The organism is Streptococcus sp. KHUD_017 (genome assembly GCF_054861245.1).
Map to the genome: position 1 here is coordinate 893,742 of NZ_CM142175.1, position 14,235 is coordinate 907,976.

General features: G+C 36.9%; 15 protein-coding genes. 14 read left to right on the plus strand and 1 reads right to left on the minus strand.

All coding sequences use genetic code 11. From position 1 onward, the window contains the following. The first annotated feature begins 12 nt into the window (after nt 1–12). From ACVAMZ_RS04375 to ACVAMZ_RS04395, 5 genes are all read left to right on the plus strand, one after another. Nucleotides 13–510, plus strand: a complete 498-nt coding sequence (locus ACVAMZ_RS04375) for a YkgJ family cysteine cluster protein (RefSeq protein WP_254804038.1) — start codon at nt 13–15, stop codon at nt 508–510. Between the two features lie 191 nt (nt 511–701). Beyond that, nucleotides 702–1,745 carry a glycosyltransferase gene (locus ACVAMZ_RS04380; protein ID WP_461685144.1) on the plus strand — a complete coding sequence of 348 codons (1,044 nt, stop codon included), beginning with the start codon at nt 702–704 and terminating at the stop codon, nt 1,743–1,745. Beyond that, the gene (locus ACVAMZ_RS04385) at nt 1,742–2,653 is read left to right on the plus strand and encodes a phosphodiester glycosidase family protein (protein ID WP_461685145.1); all 912 of its coding nucleotides are present in this window, start codon (nt 1,742–1,744) and stop codon (nt 2,651–2,653) included. The genes ACVAMZ_RS04380 and ACVAMZ_RS04385 overlap by 4 nt, the downstream gene beginning before the upstream one ends. Next, the gene (locus ACVAMZ_RS04390) at nt 2,628–3,053 is read left to right on the plus strand and encodes a hypothetical protein (RefSeq protein WP_461685146.1); all 426 of its coding nucleotides are present in this window, start codon (nt 2,628–2,630) and stop codon (nt 3,051–3,053) included. Before ACVAMZ_RS04385 ends, ACVAMZ_RS04390 begins: the two co-directional genes overlap by 26 nt. 217 nt (nt 3,054–3,270) lie before the next feature. After that, complete coding sequence (locus tag ACVAMZ_RS04395; protein WP_461685147.1) at nt 3,271–5,355, plus strand: glucosaminidase domain-containing protein; 2,085 nt, start codon at nt 3,271–3,273, stop codon at nt 5,353–5,355. A gap of 156 nt (nt 5,356–5,511) precedes the next feature. Here ACVAMZ_RS04395 and ACVAMZ_RS04400 read toward each other — a convergent pair whose 3' ends face one another. Further along, the gene (locus ACVAMZ_RS04400; RefSeq protein ID WP_461685148.1) at nt 5,512–7,449 is read right to left on the minus strand and encodes an Ig-like domain-containing protein; all 1,938 of its coding nucleotides are present in this window, start codon (nt 7,447–7,449) and stop codon (nt 5,512–5,514) included. Nucleotides 7,450–8,001: 552 nt separating this feature from the next. Here ACVAMZ_RS04400 and ACVAMZ_RS04405 point away from each other — a divergent pair. The 9 genes from ACVAMZ_RS04405 to ACVAMZ_RS04445 all read left to right on the plus strand — a co-directional run bounded on the left by ACVAMZ_RS04405 (nt 8,002) and on the right by ACVAMZ_RS04445 (nt 14,227). Next, nucleotides 8,002–8,163, plus strand: a complete 162-nt coding sequence (locus ACVAMZ_RS04405) for a hypothetical protein (protein WP_000623739.1) — start codon at nt 8,002–8,004, stop codon at nt 8,161–8,163. Nucleotides 8,164–8,165: 2 nt separating this feature from the next. Beyond that, nucleotides 8,166–8,993 carry a replication initiator protein A gene (locus ACVAMZ_RS04410; RefSeq protein ID WP_461685149.1) on the plus strand — a complete coding sequence of 276 codons (828 nt, stop codon included), beginning with the start codon at nt 8,166–8,168 and terminating at the stop codon, nt 8,991–8,993. 371 nt (nt 8,994–9,364) lie between these two features. Next, entirely contained in the window at nt 9,365–9,703 is a 339-nt protein-coding gene (locus tag ACVAMZ_RS04415) for a hypothetical protein (protein WP_084937291.1), read from the plus strand. Between the two features lie 98 nt (nt 9,704–9,801). Continuing rightward, complete coding sequence (locus ACVAMZ_RS04420; RefSeq protein ID WP_324031325.1) at nt 9,802–10,032, plus strand: YdbC family protein; 231 nt, start codon at nt 9,802–9,804, stop codon at nt 10,030–10,032. 5 nt (nt 10,033–10,037) lie between these two features. Beyond that, nucleotides 10,038–10,262 carry a hypothetical protein gene (locus tag ACVAMZ_RS04425; protein WP_084937294.1) on the plus strand — a complete coding sequence of 75 codons (225 nt, stop codon included), beginning with the start codon at nt 10,038–10,040 and terminating at the stop codon, nt 10,260–10,262. A gap of 21 nt (nt 10,263–10,283) precedes the next feature. Continuing rightward, complete coding sequence (locus tag ACVAMZ_RS04430) at nt 10,284–11,015, plus strand: type IV secretion system protein (RefSeq protein WP_206284535.1); 732 nt, start codon at nt 10,284–10,286, stop codon at nt 11,013–11,015. A gap of 45 nt (nt 11,016–11,060) precedes the next feature. Further along, a complete protein-coding gene (locus tag ACVAMZ_RS04435) occupies nt 11,061–11,480 on the plus strand; it encodes a lactose transporter (protein ID WP_206284534.1) in 420 nt (139 codons plus the stop codon). Nucleotides 11,481–11,550: 70 nt separating this feature from the next. Continuing rightward, nucleotides 11,551–11,907 carry a PrgI family protein gene (locus ACVAMZ_RS04440; protein WP_193431237.1) on the plus strand — a complete coding sequence of 119 codons (357 nt, stop codon included), beginning with the start codon at nt 11,551–11,553 and terminating at the stop codon, nt 11,905–11,907. Next, entirely contained in the window at nt 11,861–14,227 is a 2,367-nt protein-coding gene (locus ACVAMZ_RS04445) for a VirB4-like conjugal transfer ATPase, CD1110 family (RefSeq protein ID WP_461685150.1), read from the plus strand. The genes ACVAMZ_RS04440 and ACVAMZ_RS04445 overlap by 47 nt, the downstream gene beginning before the upstream one ends. Nucleotides 14,228–14,235 lie beyond the last annotated feature (8 nt).

The following is a 14,235-nucleotide window of genomic DNA, read 5'->3' on the forward strand; positions in this document are numbered from 1 at the left end:
GTTAAAGAATCTATGTCAAAAGAAATCGATATCGAATACTATCACCAATTAGCTTTACAAAAGCAAAAAGAACATCGGAAATTTCTTGGAAATCTGAAAAAGAAAGCTCCAAAAAACCTAGATAAGATTGCCCTTGAAATTCACCAGGAAGTTTTTGAAGAAATTGATTGTACAGCCTGTGCCAACTGCTGCAAGAGCCTTGGACCAGATTTTAAAGAAGCAGATATCACACGAATTGCCAAGTACTTTAAAATGAAATTACCAGCCTTCGAAGATGAATTTCTACAGGTAGATGAAGACGGTGATAAGATCTTTAAGTCAATGCCATGTCCATTTCTCGGTGGCGATAATCTCTGTTCCATCTATGATGTCCGTCCCAAGGCTTGTAGAGAATTTCCACATACCGACCGTAAAAAGATTTATCAAATCAATAATCTGACTATCAAAAACACTTTAACCTGTCCTGCGGCCTATCTCTTTGTTGAGAAATTAAGAGAAAAAATAGAATAAAACAGTACTTATAATATATTTCTCCCCTAAAGACCGCTTTAGGGAATTTTTGTATATTTATCCCATGTAATTCTTAAAATCTCTTTTAAAACCTTAAATTTATCTGAACTTTATCTTAAAGAAAACTGATATAAGGTATCTTTAAGCGATGTTCTGTATAGTTATACCATCACTAAGAAAGGAGTGCCGGTATGAACTATATAGTAATTCCAGCTTATCAACCTGATAATAAACTTATCAAACTCATCGAAAAAATTCACGAAAAGAGTGATTTTCATATTCTAGTTATCGACGACGGTAGTTCATCAAAGTGTCAAAATATCTTTGATAAAGCACAACAATATGCTACGGTGCTCCGTCATCAAGTGAATCAAGGTAAAGGCCAAGCACTTAAAACGGCCTTTACTTATATCCAACAACAAAATAGCTATGGAACGGTTGTAACGGCAGATGCAGATGGACAGCATAAGATTTGGGATATTTTTCGTACGGCTAAGAAAGCTTCTGAAAATCCTAATAAGCTAATCTTGGGTGTGCGGGCCTTCACAGGTAAAGTACCCCTTCGTAGCCGTTTCGGAAATAGCTTGACAAAAGCACTCTTTAAACTACAAACAGGAGTAGGTGTAACAGATACACAAACTGGACTTCGAGCTTTTACAACAAATCTCATTCCTTTTATGCTAAAGATCGAAGGACAACGTTATGAATATGAAATGAATATGCTACTTGAGGCTACTAAAGAATATCAAATTTTAGAAGTTCCCATTGAAACTGTCTATATCAATGATAATGAGGATTCACACTTCCGACCAATCAGAGATGGATTAATGATTTATAAAAATATCTTTAAATTTGCCTTGTCATCTCTCAGTAGTTTTGTTGTAGACTATATCGTTTACGCTATTGCAATCTTGTTTTTACCAACAGCGCCAACAAGTTTCCGAATTTTCCTAGCTAACGGACTAGCTCGTGTGACAAGCTCCGTTTTTAACTACTCTACAAATAAGAAACTAGTCTTTAAAAACGAAGATAGCCTTGTGAAAACAGGGATGGGGTACTTTGGTCTAGCAGTCGGTCTCTTTGTCTTAGACACGCTACTAATTCGTCTCTTCTATACAGTCTTTGGTATCAACCTTCTGATTGCCAAAGTTATCGTCGGCATCCTTCTCTTCGCTGTCTCTTGGACAGTGCAAAAGAAATTGATTTTTAAGGAAAGGACATCTACGGTACTATGAAATTTTTAAAGAAACCATATGCTTATGCTTCGGTTCTCGGTTTACTCTTGACAGGATCCTTTAGTTACTCAATGTTGAAGACTTTTGTACTCGCTGAAACTATTTCGACAGTAGCAACAACTAATACAAGTTCCAATACAGCTCAAGCTAGTCAAGCAGCTAAAACAGCAACAGTAACTAACTCAAGTTATAAGGACGAGAATATCTCTATCAATTTGACTGAAACGACGGTTAATCATACCCAAGTGTATGTTGCAGATGTTACAGTAAGTTCATCAGAATATCTAAAAACAGCATTTGCTCAAAACTCATTTGGAACAAACGTAACAGATAAAACATCTGTCACTGCTGCAGATAATGATGCAATTTTAGCAGTCAATGGCGACTATTACGGTGCCAACTCTTCGGGTTATGTTATCCGTAATGGAGTTGTCTATCGTGATACTGTCCGTGAAAATTCTAATAATGGTGATTTAGCCATTTATAAAGATGGTTCTTTCAAGATTATTTACGAAGATCAGATTTCAGCTGACCAACTAGTCAAAGACGGAGTTGTTAATCTCTTAGCTTTTGGTCCTGCCTTGGTCGAAAATGGTGAAATTGCAGTAGGAAAAAACCAAGAAGTTGGACAAGCTATGGCTTCGAATCCACGTACAGCTATTGGGATTATCGACGAAAACCACTACATTATTGTAGTTTCTGACGGACGTACTTCTGAAAGTGAAGGTCTCTCTCTTTATCAGCTTGCTGAGGTCATGAAATCATATGGTGCAAAAACTGCCTACAATCTTGATGGTGGGGGATCCTCTACACTTTACTTCAACGGTCAGGTTATCAATAAACCAACGACTGGAGGAAACAAAATTTCAGAAAGGGCGGTGAGTGATATTGTCTACATTGGTTACTAATCTTGGTAAAAAACGTTTTAAGAAAACAGTCATCTCTTATACACTAATTACGATTTTCTTCTTTGCCTTCTCTAGAATTTATGAAGCATTCAGTTTTGGAGAGACATCAGTTCATATGCATTACTTGTTTGCTGTACCTCTGGTGGGTGGGATAATACTAGCAAACTTGCTCAAAGTCCTTCCATATTTTTCCAGAATTAGCCTTAATTTATGGAATTCGGCTATAGCTATTATTACAACAGGGACACTATTCCGCGGAATTGTCAATCTATCTGGTCGTTCAACCACACTTGATGTACCATACTGGTATGTCGGTATCAGTTTTGCGGCCCTTGCTATTTTATCTATCTTTATAAAACCGTTTCTAACTAATAAGCGTACCAAAGTAATAGAAGGTTAATTATCAGAATAAAAAAGTAGTCGTTCAGATATTGTTCGACTACTTTTTGTTGACTTTTATTTCTAAATTGTTTTAACAATATTACAACTTTCTTTCTTCTTAAAGACCTTACTTTTATAATTAAAATTATATTGTATAATAAAGTGGATAAATGTCGTCTTTAAAACGATAAGTAAGAAGTATAAAATATAGGGAATATAAAATTGAAAGGATAAAAATGAAAAAGATATTACTAGCAAGTACTGTTGTTCTTTCCATAGCCGGAATTTCTAAAACAACTGTATTAGCAGAGGAAAACCAAGCTACAAACAAAGTACAAAGTTCAGAAAAAACTGTAGCAAATGGAACGATTAAGGAAGCTAAAGAGAAAAAGCAAGCTCAAGGTCAAGAGCAGAAGGATAAGCAGAATCAAAACGAAACACAAATCAAGGCAGAAAAGGATTCTTCTCAATCTGAACAGAAACAAGAAACAGCCCTTACCAAGGATAACTCTTCAACAGAAGAAATTACTGAAGAGGTCAACAAAGAAGGTTGGCAAAAAGAGAATGGTCAATGGCGTTATTATGAAAATAAAAAGGCTGTTACGAATTGGAAAAAAATAGCTGGCCACTGGTATTATTTTAACCAGGATGGTATCATGCTTAGCAATACAGTTTATGATGACTATCTCTTTAATAAAAGCGGCGCTATGGTTGAAACTTCTTGGGTAAAAATAGATGAGAAGTGGTTTTATGTCACAGAATCAGGAAAGATTATCCGCAACAAATGGGAAAAAATCAACGGTTTTTGGTATCGTTTCGACGAAACTGGTGCCATGTTAACCAAAACCATTTATAATGACTACCTTCTTGAGACTAGTGGAGCTATGCACGAAAATGGTTGGGTAAAAATGGATGAAAAGTGGTATTATTCCACAGAATCAGGAAAGATTATCCGCAACAAATGGGAAAAAATCAACGGTTTTTGGTATCGTTTCGACGAAACTGGTATCATGTTAAGCAAAACCATTTATAATGACTATCTTCTTCAGACTAGCGGTGCTATGGCTGAAAAGAACTGGGTAAAAATGAATGAAAAGTGGTACTATGCTACTGATTCAGGAAAAGTCGTTCGTAATAAGTGGGAAAAGATTAATAGCTCTTGGTACTTATTTGATAAAGACGGGGTTATGTTGAGTAGTCAATGGAAAGATAAATACTACCTAAAAGATAGTGGCGCCATGGCTCAAAACGAATGGTTCTTTGATAAAAAATACAATAGTTGGTTCTACTTAAAATCAGATGGTTCTTATGCTGAAAACCAATGGCAAGGGTCCTACTATCTCAAATCATACGGTTATATGGCCAAGAATGAGTGGATCTTTGATAAGAGTTACAATGCTTGGTATTATCTAAAAGAAGATGGACTATATGCTACTGGAACACTCAAAATCAATGGTAAAAATTATAGCTTTGAAAATAACGGGAAGTGGATCTCTAACCCATCTAGTTATTATAAAGTAAAACCAATAACAGCCTATGTTTATAGTGCTTCTGGAGATAGACTTAGCTATATTTCTCAAGGTACTATAGTTGCTGTTTCTGACTCAGAGTCTCAAGGTGACAGACTCCCAGTCCAAATTTCTGGACTTTCAGGCTTTATGAATAAGAGTGACCTTGTAGCTGTTAACACTAATAATGAGTTTATTCCTCATTACACAAGTGATGGTCGTTACGTTTATCACGAGTTATCACCTTATACAAGTATTCGTGTAGCACCTCATAGTTCATCTATGGCTATTGGTACAAAATACTATTCAGCAGATGGCATTAACTTTGATAACTTTAAAGTTGAGAACCCATTCCTCTATAGAGATCTAAGAAAGCCAACAAATTATACAGCAGAAGAATTGAATAAGGTTTATTCTCTTATGAATATTCAGGGCAGCCGCCTTGCAGGTAAAGGAGAGGTTTTCAAAGAAGCGGAGAAACGCTATCAGGTGAATGCACTTTATCTAATGGCGCACAGTGCTCTAGAAAGTGCATGGGGACGTAGTCAGATTGCTAAGGATAAGAATAACTTCTTTGGTATTGCTGCTTATGATACTACTCCATATGATTCTGCAAAAAGTTTCGACAATGTTGATAAGGGAATCCTAGGGGCAGCTAAATGGATCCGAGAGAATTATATTGATGAAGGTAGAACCCATCTTGGTAATAAATCATCTGGAATGAACGTTCTTTATGCTTCTGATCCGTATTGGGGTGAAAAGATTGCAAGTATCATGATGACCATCAACAGTAAACTAGGTGAAAAAGACTAAAAATATATTTAAAATCGATGACTATAAAATGGTTATCGATTTTTGTTTGTCTTAATGATCATGAAACAAAAAGAGGATTTACCTTTTAGTAAACCCTTTTTTTGTTTATGAACTTAAATCATCTAAAATAGACCACTTTAATTTTGTTCATTAAAATTAGTTATTTTTAGATTTAAGTGAGTTTCTAACAACTAGAATTGATGAAACAAGGATGAGAGTACCAAGAATTGTTACAAATGTTCCTTTTCTTTCACCAGTGTCTGGAAGCCCTGGTTTATCCTTAGTTGTAGTTACTGTAGATTTAGGCTCTTCAGTTGTAGTTGTTGTAGTTGTTGTAGTTGTTGTGCTTGAAGTAGTCTTAGGCTCTTCAGTTGTAGTTGTTGTGCTTGAAGTAGTCTTAGGCTCTTCAGTTGTAGTTGTTGTGCTTGAAGTAGTCTTAGGTTCTTCAGTTGTAGTTGTTGTAGTTGAAGTAGTTGTAGACTCTTCAGTTGTTGTTGTAGTTGAAGTAGTTGTAGACTCTTCAGTTGTTGTTGTAGTTGAAGTAGTTGTAGACTCTTCAGTTGTTGTTGTAGTTGAAGTAGTTGTAGGCTCTTCAGTTGTTGTTGTAGTTGAAGTAGTTGTAGGCTCTTCAGTAGTAGTTGTAGTTGAAGTAGTTGTAGACTCTTCAGTTGTTGTTGTAGTTGAAGTAGTTGTAGACTCTTCAGTTGTTGTTGTAGTTGAAGTAGTTGTAGGCTCTTCAGTTGTTGTTGTAGTTGAAGTAGTTGTAGGCTCTTCAGTAGTAGTAGTAGTTGTAGTAGTTGTTGTTTCTTCTTTTGGATTTACGATTGTTTTAGTTGCTGAACGATCAGCTCCAAAATCGTCAACATTAACTTCTGTATCTGCTACTTTGATGACATAACCGGATGGTGCTTCTGTTTCTGTCAAGATATATTTATCTTTTAATAATGCATTAACAGTAATTTTACCATTTTCATCTGTTTCGTATTCACCGATCACTTGATTGTTGGCTTCACGTACTACTTTAAATTTAGCACCTTTAAGCGGTTGATTCTCATTATCAACTTTTTGGATATTGATTGAGTAAACATAACCAAGACCAGCACCACCAGCAATTTGAACTAAAGCAGCATTGGTTACTTCTTTAACAACAACACCTTTACCTTTTAATGTAGCGTCATTCTTCAATAATTCGCCATCAACGGGTTCATAATTTAAACGTACGTTATAAGAAATACGATATTGGTCTTCTTCTGTCATGTCCCCTAATTCGACAACAAAAGATTGTCCATCTTCACTAACTGTAATCTTGTGTTGGTCAGTTACATCAACACGGTCAGAGAATTGCCATTCTCCATCTACGAATGCAAATTTACCTTTGATAACTTTAATACTATCTTTTACATAGCTAGCATTTGTAAATTTCAAGTGGTCCTCAATCGTTACACCTTGAATATTCTCTTTTGTACGATTGACTGAAATAGTGTATTGGACCTCTCTTTTATCACCTTCATTAACCCAACTAGTCTTTGATAAAAGTTTTGGATCACCATCACCGATACCTTTAAATGTAACCTTACCAGCAGGTTTTGTTTCTTTGTTTATCGTAATTTCAACTGGGATTTCTCCTTGTTGAGGGTGTTTTTTGAAATCGACACGAGCATAGAAGAAGAAAGATCCTTCAGTATCTGAGTGTTTTTCAGCATAATCCGTATAAGTTAAAGTAATGGACTTGTTATCAGCACTTAGTTTTGCATTTGCAATCACCTCATTTGTATTGATATCCTTGATTTCAATATTATCAGAGTTAATCATTAGAGCATCAGGCACCGTAATTATCGTTTGATCTCCTGCCTTAACATCTTTTCCTAATTTAAAATCTGCATTAAGACGGAATGTAGCCCATTGCGCTAAATCCCAAGTTAGATCTCCACCTTCATTATTTGATACCTTAACATTTGTGATTGTATCTACAATTTTTCCAGATGCTGAAACCTCAGGGGTTTCAGCAAATGTCTTATTCAAACTAAATACAAAGACAGTTGTCAATAAGCAAATAATAAAAGAAAAGATTCCCAATTTCTTTTTGTTCTTCATTATTTTCCTTCCCTTTTGTAAGATTGGTATTCTTAAGATACAAAAAAATATTGCACTTTAAGTAATACTCCCTAAGTAAATTATTATATATAGGATGATTTTATAGATACCCTTATTGCTGTCCTCCTCCTAGTCTTTTACTAAAACTATCCTATAAGCGAATTATATCACATTATAATGTCTACATCAATAATATATATGCGGAATTTACTATAAATTAAAAAAATCACAAAGAATTAGAATTTATCTGTTTTTTAAGAAATAAAATGATAGAAAAACGTTTACATTCTTTGTTATATCAGATTTGAATTTTTAGTGTTTTATCTAATGATAAAAAAATCATTTGAACAATTTACACAAATCTAAGAATTATCTATTTTTGAATACTGGAAATTTTATATTAAATTTTATTATTTATTATATTTTTAAAATTAGTTATTGGAAAATCAATCGTGTATGTGTCCTAAATTGGGAGAATTGAATAAATAACATTGAGAGAACGTGAATAGCGTTCTCTTTTGTTTTTCTCAATTTAATCTCAGGAGGTCACAAATGATATCAAAAGAAAAAGAAACACGTGAATTGATTATTTCATTCTTGATGAAACAGACAGGGATAACCCGTCAAGAATCAATAGACAACATTAAAGAACTAGAATCTTTTGGATTGATTGCTTTTAATTCAAAAGGTGATCTTAGATTTAGGGAGGTTTAGGTATGGAAAGAATCTCACTTGCACAGGTTAATAACGGAGAAAGATTCTTCCGTGTACCAAAGTTACTTTTTGAGTCTGAACTCTATAAAAAGATGTCTGCTGAATCTAAATTGCTTTATGCCATCCTAAAGGATAGATTTGAGTTATCAGTAAAAAACAACTGGATTGATGCTGATGGAAATATCTATTTCATCTTTACCGTTGAAGAAATTGGAGAGATGTTAGGTTGCGGAAAAGATAAGGTTATTAAGCTGAAAAAAGAGCTGAAAAAATATGACCTACTCGAAGAAGTTCGCCAAGGTTTAAACAAACCCAATTTGATTTATCTTGGTTCTTTAAAGGTTGAAAATGAGGCTAAACCCTTTATGCCAGCGGAAGTCGGAAAATCAGAATTCCGGAAGTCGGAAAATCAGAATTCAAGAACTCTGGAAAACAGAAGTCAAGACTTCGGAATTTCAGAACCTAATGATACTGATTCTAGTGAGCCTGAGTTTAGTGATACTGATTTTAGTTTAGAGGAGGAAGAAGAGAAAGCCCCTCAAAATCCTGAAGGAAAAAATAAGGGCAACCTTTCTCGAAAAGTTGATAAGGCGACTAAGTACGACCGAGATTATATTTGGAACTTGGTTCATGACCAGTTACTAAAAGAAAACTTCTCACAGGCTACCGCAGATTATGCGATGATACATTTTGATGATCGCTATGAATACGCTTTAGAGAATATGAGGTTTGCCCGCTCGTCTGAAATGGTTGCTGAGTATGTCTTTAATGGCATAGTTTCTGAATGGAATCGAAACATAAGGAAACAACAAGCAGAAGGAATGAGCTGATGGGAACGGAGAAACTTACAGAAGAAAAATGGCAAAAGCTATGATTGCCAGTCATCCTTATAAGTTCAATTTGTTGAGTACAAGCCATTTAAAGATGCTGATTAAAATTTATATTTGACCCAAGCAAGTCGTTAAACTACTTACTGCCCATTGACAACTGAATACCCCCTCTGCCCTGATACAGCGTGACTATGAGATACAAAATTGGGGGCGGAGTGTAAAGCTAGTAATCTAGTCTCAGTCACAATTCGCATTTCGCGGGTTTGTCGTTTTGACCATAAACGGTGCGCAAGAAATACAGATATAACCAAAAGGAGGTTATACAGCATGGGTGTAAATCAACCTAAATTTATTCGAGAAGGAGAGAAAGAATGAATAAATTTGAAGATCTTGCAAATAATGACGTTTGCATCAGAGACTTAAAACAATTAGGACGTGAAGGTGGCGCTTCTGCTTATCTTGATAGTGGTGAAATACTGAAGTTAAAACCAAAGTATGGCACAGTATCAAGAAAAGCCTATGTCGCAGGAAAGCCTATGTACGTTGAGCTAAAGATTGAATACAAAGACGTTTTTTCCGCAATTCGCACAATAGAACGAAATGGAATTTTGGTTGCGAGAAGATGTCGATTTGGAATGACCAACGTGCTTAGACTTACAGGGACGGGCTATCACCGCACTAGAAAACGAACCACAGGAGGAAATTTATGACGGATTGGGAAAATGACAAAGGTTGGAAAGACAGTTTTGAAGACCAACAAAAGAAAATCCAGTCCAACCGTCAACCAACAAAAGATAATAATGAGCCTATACGCTTTAAAATCATTGAGACGATTGCCGTCCTATCAAAGAATGACAGAGGGTGGCAAAAGGAACTAAACATTATTTCATGGAATGATGCCGAGCCAAAATATGATATACGGTCATGGAAAGATGACCATTCACGAGTTGGCAAGGGTGTCACACTTTTTGAGGACGAAATGGTCGTCCTTGCAGATGCAATTAAACATTTACAAATTACAAAAAAGAAAGAGGATTAAATCTTATGGATACAGCAGTTAAAGTTTTTCAAATTGTTCAAGCAGTCGTTGGTATTACAGGACTTGTATGGGTTCTTACAGGAGTTATTGACTTCTTTGGTGGTCGTAACAACAATGACTCTATGCGCCAGGAAAAAGGGGCAAATGGCATGATTAACGGTGGCGCTATCGGTGTTATCGGGGTGGCGGTCTGCCAAGCAATTATTGCAGCGCTTCACGCCATCAGCTAAACCTGAAAGGAGCTAGAGTGAATGGATAATATCACAAATTCTCTAGCTGAGTATAGTTCAACAGTCAATCATTACGCTGATAAGATTAACGGGGCTTTATTGCCAGTCGCTTCAATATTGATTCTCACCTTCTTTCTCTTTGATATTTTTTCATGGAATAGACGGTTAGGACAAGAGGGCGGTGGCTTAACGGTTCAGCTTTGGATGGAAGTAGCTCTTGGATATGCTATTGCATTTCTATTGGTTTATAACATTTCAGAAATCTTTGATTTTATCGTATTTGTCTTTAACAGGGGAATTGCTCTTGTCGATGGCGTGTTACCGAATAAAACATTTAAGTCTGATATGGATACTTCAGGTGTAAGTGGATGGATAGCCAAACAGATTGTAAATATCGTAGGTAACTTTACTGAGCTAATAGCTGATGTATGTGCGAAATTACTTGTCTTTATGAGATTTTTCCAAATGTATCTCTTGAAGGCAGTCGCTCCGCTAATTGTGGCTTTCTTCATGTCTGAACAGACAAAGCCAGTAGCCATCAACTTCTTAAAACACTTTTCAGCTTACGCCTTACAAGGGTTATTGCTTGTCATTATTGTCAGACTTTACCCTGCTTTGGTAACGGATGACTTATTTAAAGCATCATCAGGAGATTGGGCGACTGCTTTTGCATCTATCGCAAAAAGTATTGTCTATATTGTCGCCTTGTTCGGTAGTCAGCGCTTGGCAAAAACACTTTTAAATGCCATGTAAAAAAGCAATAAATTTGATAAAATAGTTCTATAAGGAGGTGAGTTCATGTCAGAAAAACGATACTATATCAAGCGAGAAGGAAACCATTTCAAATTGTCTCCTCAATCGCAAGAGGAACCATTAGAAACCCCTACACCAGTTCAATCAAACGCCCCTAAACGAGTGAAACGCTCCATTTGGTCAATGATTGGCAACTTCTTTAGTCTGATTTTATCAGGTCTGATTATGATTATTGGATTTCTGATTGCAACTCCATTTTTCCTTTTAAGTGTCCTTTGGAATTGGATAATCATGTTTATTGGTCTATCTATTTTTTGGAGTATTGCAGGAGTTATTTACTATGGGACGATTTTAGATTACGAAGTTAATACCAACCTTATATTTAATAATACTTCGATACCAATTCTTTTGATTGTGGCTTTAATTGGTGCTGTCATGTCAACGATTGGACGCATGAGAGACTAACAAAATTGAAACTGTTGAACAAACACTTTGCCAGAGCAAGGTGTTTTTATTGTAGCTAGAAAGAGGTTGTATGAACAAATTAGGAAGTGAGTTCCTCAAGCAGTTTGACAACTACGAAAGACCCGTCGCCTTTGGGATGACCAAACGTCTTTTAGTCATGTTGCTTGGGATTGGGATAGTGGTGTCACTCACTATCACCATTTCCTTAATGGGACTATCAGATATTTTTATGTACCTTGTGGCAATCCTCATTGCCCCTCCCTTTATCATTTACGGGCTAGGCTTTGATGAAACAGTCAAAGACAAGGTCATGTTTAATCTAAAAGTTCAGAAGCGAGCTTTTATTACAGAATTTGAGGAAGGAGAGGAGTTCACAAAAGATGATTTTAAATCTTGGAAGAAAGTCAAAGAAGTTGACGAAGGCTGAAAAGGAACGTAAGGCACGCCTAAAACGCTCCTTGAAGGCTTCAACACAAAATACCATTAAATACAATAACCTATTTGAAAATGGGCTGATGCACATTGCCAAAAACGAATGGTCAAGAACCTATCGCTTGGGTGATGTCGCCTATCTATCCGCTAATCAGGAAGAAAAGATTGACGTGATTGATACACACGCTGAAGCGCTCAATTCGCTTGATGCAGGCTCTACTTATCAGCTCCTGGTTATCAATCGGAAAATCGAAGACAACGTTGTTGACCAAATTAAGTATGATGAAGTTGGTGACGGCTTTGATAATTTCCGTAGGGAATACAATGAAATGATTGAAAGTAGTTTCTCAAGTGACTCAAAGAATTTCAAGGTTGAAAAATATGTGACCTTGAAGACAGAAGCCTATAATCGAGGGCAAGCGGATGCCAACTTAAGCGAGCTAGGCAACTCACTTGAAAATCAATACTCTCAAATGGATATTACCTTTGAAGAAATGGATGGGAAAGAACGTCTTGACGTGTTTGCGGAGTTGCTCCTGGGCAAACACAAACTCCCTTATAACTTCAGGGATATTGCCCTTTCAGAATTACATACAAAAGATTTCATCGCCCCTAACAGGCTTCATTTCTTGGAAAATCGTTTCCGTATCAATGAAGGGGTCGTAAAGGTCATGTATGCTAGAAACTTCCCAACTTTTTTAACAGATCGACTGATTAAGAGTTTAACGGATATAGGCGTTGAGCTGGCTATCACGGTTCATGCTGAGCCTTATGAGCCATCTAGCTTTATGCGTAAGATTAACAATGCGGATACAACTATCAAAGCTGAAATGGTCAAGGCTCAACGGTCAGGTGCTCAAGAAGGGGTTGACCAGGATCTGGCTGTCTCAGGTCGAGCACGTGAAATTTCTGAGTCAACGAGACGATGGAAAGAAGAGATTGACGACAATGACCAAAAAGCCTTTTCAGGTTTGATCGCTCTTTACTTCAAGGCTGAGGATGAGGAGGAGCTGGCAAGTATCACAGATAAAGTCTTGACCGCTTCACGTAAGGTTGGCGTTGATTTTCAAGAGTGTTACTATTACCAGGAAGAAGGACTTAATACCATCCTTCCTATTGGTCACACCTTCTTAAATGTGAAACGTCGCTTTATCCGTGATATGACCACAGCTAACTTGGCTACACAAGTTCCTTTTATGAACGTTGACCTGAAGTCAGATAGTGAGAGGGCGCTCTATTACGGTCAAAATCAACTATCTAACAATGTGATTACGGTTGACCGTAAAGCAGACCTGAACACTGGTTCGGGCGTAGTTCTTGGCTCTTCAGGTTCAGGAAAGTCTGTTACTGTAAAAACCATGGAAATCATACCAACTTATCTGAAGAACCCTGAAGACCGTATCATCATTGTTGATCCTGAAGATGAATATTCCGATATTGGACGTGAGTTCGGGGCGCAGTTGGTTGATATTTATATCGGTTCTAAGTCACACCTAAACTTGATGGACTTGCCTGATTCGAGTCAACTGAAGGATGAAGATGATGACCCTATCGGGGATAAGTCAAACCTTCTCATGGGGCTCTTTGAGTCTATTCTTGATGAAGTCGGTGACGTGCAATATACCATTATTGACCGTGTCACCCGTGAAACTTATAAACGGTTTGCGGATGAAGATAGAACGCCAACGCTTGCAGATTGGCACGATGTTTTGCTTGAACAAGAAGAACCTGAAGCCCAGGAATTGGCGCTCAAGTCTGAAATCTATGCCAAAGGGTCACAAAGTATCTTTGCACACGAGACCAACGTTGATATTACAAACCGCTTTGTGGTCTTCAACTTGAAACGCTTGTCAGGAAAACTCAAGCCTTTTGCGATGATGGTTATTCAGGACTATATTTGGAATCAAGTTGTCGCTTCCCAAGGGAAACTCACTACTCGCATTTATTTTGACGAGGTACAGCTCTTCTTCAAAGAAGAAGCCCAGGCTATCTTCTTTACAGAGTTGTACTCACGGGTTCGTAAATATGGGGCGATTGCCACAGCCATCACACAAAATATTGAAACCCTGATGAACAAAGAAGAAGGGCGCAAGTTGGTATCTAATAGTGAGTTCATGATTCTCTTGAAACACAAGAAATCAGACTTATTGGCTCTTTCTAAAGCTATTACACTTACTCCAACCCTTATCAGGTATATTGAAAAGCCAAAAGCAAAAGGAACGGGCTTGATTGTCGCAGGGCAAGTGGTTGTACCTTTTGAAAATCCTATCCCAAGACACACAAGACTCTATGAGCTTGTCACTACAGATGCTTAGGAGGTGTT

Excerpts from the sequence above, each read along its gene's own strand:
- ACVAMZ_RS04425 (WP_084937294.1), top strand. The coding sequence starts at position 10,038 with ATGGATACAGCAGTTAAAGTTTTTCAAATTGTTCAAGCAGTCGTTGGT.
- ACVAMZ_RS04400 (WP_461685148.1), bottom strand. The coding sequence starts at position 7,449 with ATGAAGAACAAAAAGAAATTGGGAATCTTTTCTTTTATTATTTGCTTA.
- ACVAMZ_RS04415 (WP_084937291.1), top strand. The coding sequence starts at position 9,365 with ATGAATAAATTTGAAGATCTTGCAAATAATGACGTTTGCATCAGAGAC.
- ACVAMZ_RS04430 (WP_206284535.1), top strand. The coding sequence starts at position 10,284 with ATGGATAATATCACAAATTCTCTAGCTGAGTATAGTTCAACAGTCAAT.
- ACVAMZ_RS04435 (WP_206284534.1), top strand. The coding sequence starts at position 11,061 with ATGTCAGAAAAACGATACTATATCAAGCGAGAAGGAAACCATTTCAAA.
- ACVAMZ_RS04440 (WP_193431237.1), top strand. The coding sequence starts at position 11,551 with ATGAACAAATTAGGAAGTGAGTTCCTCAAGCAGTTTGACAACTACGAA.
- ACVAMZ_RS04410 (WP_461685149.1), top strand. The coding sequence starts at position 8,166 with ATGGAAAGAATCTCACTTGCACAGGTTAATAACGGAGAAAGATTCTTC.
- ACVAMZ_RS04380 (WP_461685144.1), top strand. The coding sequence starts at position 702 with ATGAACTATATAGTAATTCCAGCTTATCAACCTGATAATAAACTTATC.
- ACVAMZ_RS04395 (WP_461685147.1), top strand. The coding sequence starts at position 3,271 with ATGAAAAAGATATTACTAGCAAGTACTGTTGTTCTTTCCATAGCCGGA.
- ACVAMZ_RS04405 (WP_000623739.1), top strand. The coding sequence starts at position 8,002 with ATGATATCAAAAGAAAAAGAAACACGTGAATTGATTATTTCATTCTTG.
- ACVAMZ_RS04385 (WP_461685145.1), top strand. The coding sequence starts at position 1,742 with ATGAAATTTTTAAAGAAACCATATGCTTATGCTTCGGTTCTCGGTTTA.
- ACVAMZ_RS04445 (WP_461685150.1), top strand. The coding sequence starts at position 11,861 with ATGATTTTAAATCTTGGAAGAAAGTCAAAGAAGTTGACGAAGGCTGAA.
- ACVAMZ_RS04375 (WP_254804038.1), top strand. The coding sequence starts at position 13 with ATGTCAAAAGAAATCGATATCGAATACTATCACCAATTAGCTTTACAA.